The sequence below is a fragment of the Mesorhizobium mediterraneum genome (genome assembly GCF_002284565.1).
Classification (GTDB): Bacteria; Pseudomonadota; Alphaproteobacteria; order Rhizobiales; family Rhizobiaceae; genus Mesorhizobium; species Mesorhizobium mediterraneum.
Genome location: NZ_NPKI01000047.1, coordinates 40,318 through 49,243, shown reverse-complemented (window position 1 = coordinate 49,243; position 8,926 = coordinate 40,318). Strand labels below are relative to the sequence as shown.

The following is an 8,926-nucleotide window of genomic DNA, read 5'->3' as shown; positions in this document are numbered from 1 at the left end:
GGGGGTTGTTGTGCGCGTTCCTGTGCGCAAGGTGGTCGGAGTGGAGAGATTCGAACTCCCGACCCTCTGGTCCCAAACCAGATGCGCTACCAGGCTGCGCTACACTCCGAGTCCTTGCGGGCTATAGGGTTCCGGGCTTGGCTGCGCAACCCCTAAAAGACGAAAACGGAACAAACGGCAGGCCCGGGCGGAGAGCGGGGCCGGAATTGCAGCCAGCCAAGTCGCGCGCAACGGTTTTACAGCAGCTGCCTCAGGACCAGGCCCCTGCCGGTCAGACCTTTATGAAAGCGGCCGTCGCGTACATGAAGGCGACGCCGGCCGCCAGGCCGCCCATGACCGGTGGCGTGAAGAAGGCATCAATGCCCTTCTGGTTGCGGCGCATCAGATAGGCGCCGACCTCGACGATGACCTGCAGGATCGCGCCGGCGCCGATGGCAAGCGCCAGCGCCGACCATTGCGGCGCATAGGCCAGGCTGCCGAGCCACATGCCGATAACCGCAGGCCCACCGGCGAGCAAGGTCAGGCCGGCGAACGTCCACAGCGGCGGCCGCTCCTTCAGCATCGGAGCGGCGATGCCGATGCCTTCGGTAATATTATGCAGGGCGAAGCCGAGCACCAGGAAGGTTCCGAGGCTTGCCGAGCCGGCCACGAAGGCAGCGCCGATGGCAAGGCCTTCGCCGAGATTGTGAAGGCCGATGCCGAGCGCGATATAGGTGGCCAACGCCAGCCCTGTCGGCGTGCCGCGCCGCCGCCCGATCGCCATCAGGACAAGAAAGCTAGCCAGACCCGCCAGCACCACCATGACCGGCCCCTGGAACACAGCGGCTGCGGTTCCGACAAGCTCGAAGGATTCTTCGATCGTGTCGACCAGCAGAAAGGCGAGCAACCCGATGGTCAGCGCCAACAGGAAGTTCATGCCGCTCTGTCCGACACCGCGCAGCGCCGGATAGAACATGAGGCCAATGGCGACAGGCAGCACGCCGACGATGATGCCGACCAGTCCCTGCAGCTTGAGCTGTCCCGCTGTGGCGGTAGGCGTCGGCACGGCAACTTCGATCAAATGTTCGAAGGTGACGCCTGAGTTGGTTACCAGATTGACCGTGTGCGTTTCACCCAGAACCCACGGGAAAGGCAGATTGATCCACGCCGTGGAAGCACGCGCGATGGTGCCCGGCGGGTCCTGGGTGAATTGCCAGTAGGCGCCGTCGACCTGGACCTGGGCGATGGTCATCGGCTCGGAGCCGCCGGCCCTGACCAGAAGATGAAGGCCTGATGTATCGAGGACGACACGCTCGAAAGTCAGTTTCTCGACGGCGGGCGCGCCGTTTGACAATCCTTGCAGCGGATTGACGGCGATGATCCACGCCACCGCAATGGCGAGCGCGGCAAGGGGCAGGCCGATCCACAACCAACGGCTGCGCGGCCTTGCCGGTGAATCGATGGTGACGACCTTGTTCATGCCAGCGCCTCGACGACGTCGAACATGCCCATCCAGCCGAGCTCAGTGAACTCGCTTTGATGCGCGTGGAACATGTAGAGGCCCGGTTCGTGCTCGGCGAAGGTGAATTCCAGGATGCCGCGCTGGGCCTGGCACTGGATGATGAGGTCGACCGTTTTCAAGGTCGGCGTCAGCGTCGTGCCCTGATCGAAATAGTCGAAGAAATTTCCATGCAGATGAAACGAGTTGATGGGATCGAATTCCACCACATTGACCAGATAGATGCGCACCGGCTTGCCTCGCACGATGCGGATCGGCGTCTTCGCATAGGCGTGGGCGATGGTGTTGGCGGCGTAGAATTCGTTCTCCTCGTCGAAATTGGTGTCGAATCCGTTCATGACCATCACCAGCTCTTGCCAGCCGGCATTCTCGGGCGTGTCGAGAAGCCGCGACCGGGCGATCTCGGCATGGTCGGGATGGCGATCCGGGTCCGGGTCGATGACAAAGGCCCCATACATGCCCTTGTGGATGTGCCTCTTCAGCGGCAAGGCGTGGCAATGATACAGATGGCAGCCAAAGGGCTTGGCGTCGAATTCGTAGACGAACTCGCCACCCGGATCGACCAGCCCGGCGCCGGGAATTCCATCCATGCGGGCGGCATGGATGCCGTGGAAATGCATCGAGTGCGGATGCGAGCCGTTGTTCTTGAAGACGATGCGAATGCGCTCGCCTTCCTTGGCGCGCAGCGCCGGACCGGGCACGCGGCCGTTATACGTCCATGCCGGGAAGAACACGCCCGGTGCGATCTCGATCGTCTTGTCCACGGCCGTCACCTCGAACGTCCTAAGCGTGCGCCCATCGGGCAGAACCGAGACCGTCCCTCGCTCCCAGTCCGTCAGCATCGGGATCGGATCAAAACCGTTGGCGGCGTTGTCCACCTCCCCGACGGTGACCATCGCGCCATGAGCATTCATATGATGAGGTGCCGGATCGGTGGCGGCCACCGCCGCTATGTCATGACCGCTATGCTGGGCGGACTGACCGAGCGCGCTGCGGGCAGCAATCGCCGTGCCGCCCACGGCAGCAAGACTTCCTGTAAGGACGGAACGTCGGCTTATCCGATCGCGCAACCACACACCGACATCGACCATGCCAACTTTTTCCCTCGAATTCATTCGTTTGACCGATAATAGTGTCAGCTGTCAAATATAGCAATGGCTTAGTTCGGTCGCGGCATGCCCCCGTGCGGCTGAACGCGCCAAGACGGTGCAACGGGCTTGGCAAGCTGCCTTGCAGCCGACGCCGTCACAGCAGATTGCGTAGTCCTCATTCTGCTTGGTTCAGGTCCGCGACAGGAGCGCAAAAACCATCGGCCTTGCCGCCGGCTGCATTGCGAAGTAATGACGGGAATACAGCGGCAGGTGCCGCTTGCACGTAGCAACGAGGTGACCATGTCCGCGCGCATTTTCAGCCCAGCCAAAACCGCGATGCAGTCCGGCAAGGCCAAGACCGGCCACTGGGTGCTGGAATTCGATCCCGAGATGCGCAAGAAAATCGATCCGCTGATGGGCTACACCACGTCGGGCGACATGCGCAGCCAGATCAGGCTCACCTTCGACACCAGGGAAGAGGCGGTGGCCTATGCCGAGAAAGAGGGGCTGGCCTTCCGTGTCGAGGAGCCGAAGGAAACCAAGCGCCGCCAGATTTCCTATGCGGAGAATTTCCGCTATGACCGCAGGACGCCCTGGACGCATTGACCGGCAAATGCCCATCGCATAATTCAGCCGGCCTTGGCGTCGGCCCAGCGGTCCCGTAGCTCAGCTGGATAGAGCACCGGCCTTCTAAGCCGATGGTCACAGGTTCGAATCCTGTCGGGATCGCCAGTATTTTCAAAGACATAGTACCATATTCCCGACTTCGGGAGAATGGCATTCCGATCCGTTTACAGATTTTCTTCCTCATGGGTTCCGCCTCCATGCGGAAAATGACGGCATCGAACCCACGCTGCTATTGCTGATCTGCGCGCGGCACAGTCACGCGCAGGAGCGAGCGCAACCGTGCACGCGATCAGGAGATCGCCAATCTCGGCCGGTCGTATCGATTAAAATCCGGCAAGAGGTCGGCGCTGTCTACGGCACGCGCGACGTGATCCAAGGCATTTGGCTTTGAAAGGTTCCACGGCAGTCGCTTGCTGGCCTGTTGTCGAGAGCGTCTGGCGCTTGCGCCATCATATCAGACAAGTCTAATGTAAGTCATGATCTGGCCATTGCGCGGGCGCGGCGGCGCGCTCGGGATGGGCACTATTCATCCGGTGGATATCACGCAAAGGGAGGACGAGATGAGACTGGTTAAGTCATTTGCATTTGCTGCTGTGCTGCTTCTTTCGTCAGCACTGTCTGTGGCCGCCCAGTCGGCTCGCGAGGACATCGAAGCGGCGCTGACGAAATTCACGGACGCCTTCAACAGCGGAAACGCGGCGGCGGTGGGTCAAATGTATACCGAGGATGCTGCCGTGCTGCCGCCCGACGGCAAGCGCGTCGATGGCCGCAAGGGCGTGGAAGAATTCTGGCAGGGCGCGATCAAAGGCGGGATGAAGAATCTCACCCTGAAGGCGCTGGAAGTGGAAGAGAGCGCGAACCTCGCCTACGAAGTTGGCGCATTTACGCTCGATGTGCCGAGCAAAGACGGCGCCCTCTCCACCGTAGCGGGCAAGTACATCGTCGTCTGGAAAAAGGGCGACGACGGGACATGGCGCCTGCATCGGGACATCTGGAATTTAGGTGCGGCCCAATAGGGATTGATATCCAGGCCTTCATCGACCGCCTTGGCGAAAGGCGCGGCGGGCTTTTTTGTCTCCGTATGGAACACTGGCACGGGCAAGACGTTCGCCTCCTGCAGCAATATTTCCTGTGCGCATAGAAATGCTGCGAGATCGGATTGTCCCCTCCGATCAGCCCGCGTCCTTCCCCTCCGTGGGGCGCGGGCTTCTTCGTTCATGGAACCGAAACGACCAAGGCTCTTCGGACGACCAGCCCCTGCGTGTTGGCACCGAGCAAGGCGTGTTCAGCCTCGATGGCATCGGGCATCGGCGCTCTGAATTCACGATGATGCAACCACTGCCATCTCTTCGCGTTTAACCGCCTTCAATCCTGGTGAGCGACAAAAATGACGGCGTTCATTCCGATTACAATCTACCTGAATCGCAGGCCGATGGTGGTCGCGTCGATAGCCGACGCTGCGAAAGCGCTTCGGCAACCATGGCCATCCATGGACAAGCCGTCCCGACTTGAAGCAATCCGAATGATCGAGGAATGCCTGGCCGGACATTGCAGTCACCAAGCTGCGTTCGCCGCCTTCGAGGCGGCTGCAACTGAACAGGGACTTCACAAGCAGAAGCCGCCAAGCGAAGGCCTCAAGAAATTCGACGGGGTTGCTGAAGATCTGATGTGATGTCGCCCTCACCGGTCACAGATCTTCCGCGAGGGCTCATCTCTCGCGTCTGCGATTCTGCAACGGGGCGCGGTTTTTTAGTGTATAATAATGTTGCACGAACAAAATCTCTGGGCGAAGGGGGTTTGTCATGCCGCTTCATGGAAGAGCAGAGGATTCGGGTGTTTTCAACCCGTCCGAGCTGGCGCTACTTGGCCGCGTGTTCAATCGTTTGAAGATTGACGGCCAATCGGAACAACAGCGCGAATCGCTCGCGTCCCGAATTATTGCCAATTACATGGCCGGAGTGGTGGACGAGGAAGAACTTTTGTCGGCTTCGAAACAAGCGCTGGGGCGGTAGGCCCGGGTAAAGCAAGCTAACCGAGTTAACTCTTCCAACCGCCGGTTGGTAGACGCGACGCAGCCGGCGCGCGTAGGATTTCCTACGATCCGGGCACACCCACCCCCGCCCACCCTGTGCCTGGTGAACAACTGATCGCCCGCCGTGCCGAAAGGTGCGGCGGGCTTTTTGACTTCCGTATGGAACACCGGCTCGGGGAGACGTTCGGCTTCTGCAGCATCTTCTCCTGTGAACCAAGCTGCGAGATCGGTGTCCCCTCCCGATCAGCCCGCGTCCTTCCCCTCCGTAGGGCGCGGCGTGGCTTGGTCATCGCTTTCCCGATGACGCGATGTCCGGCCTATTGCACGAAGCAGGAGAGACTTAGGTCCTGTCTCGGATCAGACCGAAGCCCAACCAAGGAACGTTTGCGGCCACCTCAGGTTTGGGTGGACCGGGCGCGAAGAGGATACCGCCCAGCGCAAGAGATCTCACACGAAGGAGAAAGCTATGAGAATGCGTCTTTCCACGGCAGTCGCGGGGCTTCTGCTGCTGGCAGGCATCGGCGCTGCTGCCGCTCAGGACGTGATCATCGAGCCTGAGCAGGAGACCGTCATCAAGGAATATGTGAAGAAGCAGCCGCTCGCATCGGTGAAAATCCCTGGGGTAGAGCTCAATATCGGCTCAACACTGCCCGATACGGTCGAGCTTCATGAAGTTCCCGAGACCAAATACAGTTACGTGGTGGTCGACGACCGGACCGTTGTCGTTGATCCAGGCACACGCAAGGTCATCAAAGTCATCGAATAACCTAAGCGACTGGGAGGACAGCCCGCCGTGCCGAAAGGTGCGGCGGGCAGCCAGCAACGGAGGAATGTGATCATCGTGTCGAACCGTGAGATTGGAGCATCCAAGGCACTCCGAATGCGCGTGACCGACCTCAACAAGAGGATGCGCGGCGCACGGATTACCGAGAAGGAACTGAAGACCTTTCGAAAGGTCGCAGCCGTCATGGAGGACGGCAAGGGTAGAATCGATGCCGACGATTTGATTGCCGCATCCTTCGTCGTCGAGACGCTGGACTAACCAAGCCGCCTTTAAGATACCCAGAATGCGAGGCGCTGCAATGTCCCTCTCTCCCAGCCTATTCTCTGTTGGCCTGACTTTCCAATGCCCGCAGTGCAACTTCACCGTCATCAAGAACGGCAGCTGGTTTCAGGTCGTTTCCCATTACAAGTGTGAGGGATGCGGACGCGAGATCCGGATTACCTATCCCGACAAGATTGGTATCTTCCAGAAGCACGCGCACTTGGCCGCTCCCCCGCCAGGAGCGCGGTAGATGCGGGCTGCCCCGCGGGCGGCCGCGGTCAGGGTTGCCTGATGGCTGCCGCGCTTGTGGATCACCTTCGACACCTGCTCCGGCGTGATGCATAATCATCGTCCGCTGACACCTTGTGGCGATCGCGGAAATCCCTCGAGATAGGAATCCCAGCCGGTCATAGCCCGCACTCCTCCTCAGAGCGCGGGCCGACCGGTTTGCAGCTCCCGATCTACAGCGGGGGGACTAGATGGGGGGATAGGCCCACTGCTCCCCATCCAACTGTTAAGCAACCGCTTATGTTCCGGGCGCGGTTCTGATCTCGCCCCGAATGTTGTTGGGAAAGATGCCCGATTTTTCTTCCGTATTTCGCTTTTTCTGATTGTTTGTGTTGCATACGCCGCTTTGGGGGAAGCTTGCTTATGCCCGTTCGACGAACGGCCGAGGCTGTCGGGATTTTCAATTCATCCGAGGTGGCGCTGCTTGGTCGCGTGTTCGATCGCTTGAAGGTTGACGGCCAATCGGAACAACAACGTGAAGTTCTCGCGTCCCGAATTATTGCCAACTACATGGCCGGAGTGGTGGACGAGGAAGAACTTCTTTCAGCTTCCATACAGCCGCTGGGACGGTAAGCGGCTGCGCCGCCGAATCAAACAGATCCTTCCAACCGCCGGTTGGTAGACGCGACGGAGCCGGCAGCCTACGATTTTTCACGATCCGCGCACCGGGCAAGTCCCGACCCACCCCGCGCTCGGTGACCGCTTGATCGCCCCGTCGCTCTCCTGTGTGGCGGGTTTTTTTGTTTCCATATGGAAATACTGGCATTCGCGCTGATGGCCGGGCCGGGGACCCGCAAATACGTCGGCAGTGCCATCATCAGCGTCAATCACGAGGATTTTTGGGGCAAGGGCTAAAGCGGGACATCTCAGATCCCATACCTCAGGGCAATGAAGACCACCGGTGCAAAGATCAGGAAGATCGCCATTACTATAATCACGGCAAGGGCCAGGCGCTCTGTTCGCCTGACAATGGCAGCGACCTCGTCGTCGCTCGACGAAATGAGATCAACCACCGAGAAATCTGTTGGGTTAGGAGTTTGATTGTCATTTGCGGGTCGGCTTGCGACCTCATCGACATTCTGTCTGCTCTGGATAAGGGTCACAGTACTTTCCGCTGTTAGAGCGCCATATCGGGTGCCCGCCGATGGTGCACATACAGCGGGCACCCGGTGAACCACCGATGAAGGGACTTTGCTCGGCGGCCCAATACCAATGCAGTGGTAAGGTCCTGGTTGCCGGCCCTCAGCCCTCTGTCTTTGACCCAAAGACTTCAGTCTTGCCGCATCTCGGACCAAAGCCCAGCGGAGGAACGAAGTGCCCGCCGGTCCCGTTTGCCGACAGTGATCATTCAGAGATAGGAGAGGTAGTCATGGCTAACGGTCCAACCGTTGTTAACTCAGGCGGAAATGGCGCCGGCACTGCTGTCGCCGTCGTTCTCGCAATCATCGCAATCGTGGTCCTGCTGTTGTTCACTGGCGTTATCAATATCAATGGCGGGGGCACCGGGAAGGACGTCGACGTAAAGGTTGAAGCGCCAAGGGTTGAAGCGCCTACGGTCGAAGCGCCCAAGGTCGAAGCGCCAGCCTCGCCCGCTCCGGCAGAGCCGGCCGCACCTGCCCCAGCCGCACCTGCCCCAGCCGCGCCCGCTCCGGCAGCGCCTGCTAATGGCGGCTGATTGTGATATCGGATATCGGGCCCGGCGGGATGCTCTTCCGGGCTTGATGAAAACGTCTTGCATGGAGGCGAGCCGCTCTGCGAGCAGCGCAGGGAAAAGAAAGCCGTTCAACGGAGTTTCAATCCTTTGGCGGGGACCTGCAGAGGAAGATTGCGTATGAAGATGCTCGTAACCCTCCTGGCCGCCGGCATTGCAATGACTGGCTGCGTCAGCGTAGCGGCAGCCGATCCCTGGAAGGACGAGAGCGGGCATGGGCGCTGGGTGGGTCGCTACAACGACGATGATCACCAGACGCGTCGATATAGGGAGCGCGAACGCTACAGCTACAACGAGGAATTCCGGCGCGGGAATTGCAAGATTGAGCGCAAGTGGGAAGGCGATGAATACAAGGAAGAGGTGAAGTGCAAACGCGGCTTCAGGAGGCCGGCTTACATTTATCGTTATTGAAAACAGCGCCTTTCGGAAGGCCGGCCGGCCGGCGCGCATCATCGTCGCCAGCTCAGATGGGCGAGATCGGCACGCGCAAATATGTCGGCTCGGCCTTCATTAATTCCAGCCGCGATCCGCGAGCGGCTCTGAAACGCGATCCAAGTGCGCGCCGGGCCGCCACCGAAGGGCGTGAAGCGGCCAATCACGCAATGGGTCAAGCCGGTTCTGCGCCATGACGTAG

Annotated in this window: 13 protein-coding genes and 2 tRNA genes; 10 read left to right on the top strand and 5 right to left on the bottom strand. The window is 60.0% G+C overall.

Annotation, left to right across the window (positions count from 1 at the left end; translation table 11 throughout):
• Nucleotides 1–32: 32 nt before the first annotated feature.
• The 3 genes from CIT25_RS33115 to CIT25_RS33105 all read right to left on the bottom strand — a co-directional run bounded on the left by CIT25_RS33115 (nucleotide 33) and on the right by CIT25_RS33105 (nucleotide 2,589).
• Nucleotides 33–109: transfer RNA gene (locus tag CIT25_RS33115), tRNA-Pro, on the bottom strand.
• 162 nt (nucleotides 110–271) lie between these two features.
• On the bottom strand, nucleotides 272–1,459 hold the full coding sequence (locus CIT25_RS33110; protein ID WP_095489322.1) for a ZIP family metal transporter: 1,188 nt from the start codon (nucleotides 1,457–1,459) through the stop codon (nucleotides 272–274).
• Nucleotides 1,456–2,589, bottom strand: a complete 1,134-nt coding sequence (locus CIT25_RS33105) for a multicopper oxidase domain-containing protein (RefSeq protein ID WP_095489321.1) — start codon at nucleotides 2,587–2,589, stop codon at nucleotides 1,456–1,458. Before CIT25_RS33105 ends, CIT25_RS33110 begins: the two co-directional genes overlap by 4 nt.
• A gap of 300 nt (nucleotides 2,590–2,889) precedes the next feature.
• Here CIT25_RS33105 and CIT25_RS33100 point away from each other — a divergent pair, with 300 nt between their 5' ends.
• The 7 genes from CIT25_RS33100 to CIT25_RS33070 all read left to right on the top strand — a co-directional run bounded on the left by CIT25_RS33100 (nucleotide 2,890) and on the right by CIT25_RS33070 (nucleotide 6,290).
• Nucleotides 2,890–3,195 carry an ETC complex I subunit gene (locus CIT25_RS33100; protein ID WP_015318428.1) on the top strand — a complete coding sequence of 102 codons (306 nt, stop codon included), beginning with the start codon at nucleotides 2,890–2,892 and terminating at the stop codon, nucleotides 3,193–3,195.
• Nucleotides 3,196–3,244: 49 nt separating this feature from the next.
• Nucleotides 3,245–3,321, top strand: a tRNA-Arg gene (locus CIT25_RS33095).
• Nucleotides 3,322–3,692: 371 nt separating this feature from the next.
• Nucleotides 3,693–4,232: a YybH family protein gene (locus tag CIT25_RS33090; RefSeq protein WP_095489320.1), complete on the top strand. Its 540-nt coding sequence runs from the start codon at nucleotides 3,693–3,695 to the stop codon at nucleotides 4,230–4,232.
• Nucleotides 4,233–4,603: 371 nt separating this feature from the next.
• Nucleotides 4,604–4,888 carry a DUF982 domain-containing protein gene (locus CIT25_RS33085; protein WP_095489319.1) on the top strand — a complete coding sequence of 95 codons (285 nt, stop codon included), beginning with the start codon at nucleotides 4,604–4,606 and terminating at the stop codon, nucleotides 4,886–4,888.
• Nucleotides 4,889–5,018: 130 nt separating this feature from the next.
• Nucleotides 5,019–5,228 (top strand): hypothetical protein, encoded by a 210-nt coding sequence (locus tag CIT25_RS33080; protein ID WP_095489318.1) that lies wholly within the window; start codon nucleotides 5,019–5,021, stop codon nucleotides 5,226–5,228.
• A 486-nt stretch (nucleotides 5,229–5,714) separates the two neighbouring features.
• On the top strand, nucleotides 5,715–6,014 hold the full coding sequence (locus CIT25_RS33075) for a DUF1236 domain-containing protein (protein WP_095489317.1): 300 nt from the start codon (nucleotides 5,715–5,717) through the stop codon (nucleotides 6,012–6,014).
• Between the two features lie 75 nt (nucleotides 6,015–6,089).
• Entirely contained in the window at nucleotides 6,090–6,290 is a 201-nt protein-coding gene (locus tag CIT25_RS33070; RefSeq protein WP_095489328.1) for a hypothetical protein, read from the top strand.
• Nucleotides 6,291–6,348: 58 nt separating this feature from the next.
• On the opposite strand, the gene CIT25_RS36650 is transcribed toward CIT25_RS33070, so the two are convergent.
• Entirely contained in the window at nucleotides 6,349–6,513 is a 165-nt protein-coding gene (locus CIT25_RS36650; protein ID WP_158302709.1) for a hypothetical protein, read from the bottom strand.
• Nucleotides 6,514–6,944: 431 nt separating this feature from the next.
• Between CIT25_RS36650 and CIT25_RS33060 the strand changes: the two genes are divergently transcribed.
• Entirely contained in the window at nucleotides 6,945–7,154 is a 210-nt protein-coding gene (locus tag CIT25_RS33060) for a hypothetical protein (protein ID WP_095489315.1), read from the top strand.
• Between the two features lie 293 nt (nucleotides 7,155–7,447).
• Here the strand turns inward: CIT25_RS33060 and CIT25_RS36645 are convergent, their stop codons facing one another.
• Nucleotides 7,448–7,684, bottom strand: a complete 237-nt coding sequence (locus tag CIT25_RS36645) for a hypothetical protein (RefSeq protein ID WP_126107085.1) — start codon at nucleotides 7,682–7,684, stop codon at nucleotides 7,448–7,450.
• Nucleotides 7,685–7,950: 266 nt separating this feature from the next.
• Between CIT25_RS36645 and CIT25_RS33055 the strand changes: the two genes are divergently transcribed.
• Both CIT25_RS33055 and CIT25_RS33050 read left to right on the top strand, forming a co-directional pair.
• Entirely contained in the window at nucleotides 7,951–8,256 is a 306-nt protein-coding gene (locus tag CIT25_RS33055; RefSeq protein ID WP_095489314.1) for a hypothetical protein, read from the top strand.
• 156 nt (nucleotides 8,257–8,412) lie between these two features.
• The gene (locus CIT25_RS33050; RefSeq protein ID WP_095489313.1) at nucleotides 8,413–8,703 is read left to right on the top strand and encodes a hypothetical protein; all 291 of its coding nucleotides are present in this window, start codon (nucleotides 8,413–8,415) and stop codon (nucleotides 8,701–8,703) included.
• The last annotated feature ends 223 nt before the right edge of the window (nucleotides 8,704–8,926 follow it).

Coding starts and splice junctions, on each gene's coding strand:
- CIT25_RS33060 (WP_095489315.1), top strand. CDS start 6,945: ATGCCCGTTCGACGAACGGCCGAGGCTGTCGGGATTTTCAATTCATCC.
- CIT25_RS33110 (WP_095489322.1), bottom strand. CDS start 1,459: ATGAACAAGGTCGTCACCATCGATTCACCGGCAAGGCCGCGCAGCCGT.
- CIT25_RS33055 (WP_095489314.1), top strand. CDS start 7,951: ATGGCTAACGGTCCAACCGTTGTTAACTCAGGCGGAAATGGCGCCGGC.
- CIT25_RS33090 (WP_095489320.1), top strand. CDS start 3,693: ATGATCTGGCCATTGCGCGGGCGCGGCGGCGCGCTCGGGATGGGCACT.
- CIT25_RS33100 (WP_015318428.1), top strand. CDS start 2,890: ATGTCCGCGCGCATTTTCAGCCCAGCCAAAACCGCGATGCAGTCCGGC.
- CIT25_RS33085 (WP_095489319.1), top strand. CDS start 4,604: ATGACGGCGTTCATTCCGATTACAATCTACCTGAATCGCAGGCCGATG.
- CIT25_RS33050 (WP_095489313.1), top strand. CDS start 8,413: ATGAAGATGCTCGTAACCCTCCTGGCCGCCGGCATTGCAATGACTGGC.
- CIT25_RS33080 (WP_095489318.1), top strand. CDS start 5,019: ATGCCGCTTCATGGAAGAGCAGAGGATTCGGGTGTTTTCAACCCGTCC.
- CIT25_RS33105 (WP_095489321.1), bottom strand. CDS start 2,589: ATGGTCGATGTCGGTGTGTGGTTGCGCGATCGGATAAGCCGACGTTCC.
- CIT25_RS33075 (WP_095489317.1), top strand. CDS start 5,715: ATGAGAATGCGTCTTTCCACGGCAGTCGCGGGGCTTCTGCTGCTGGCA.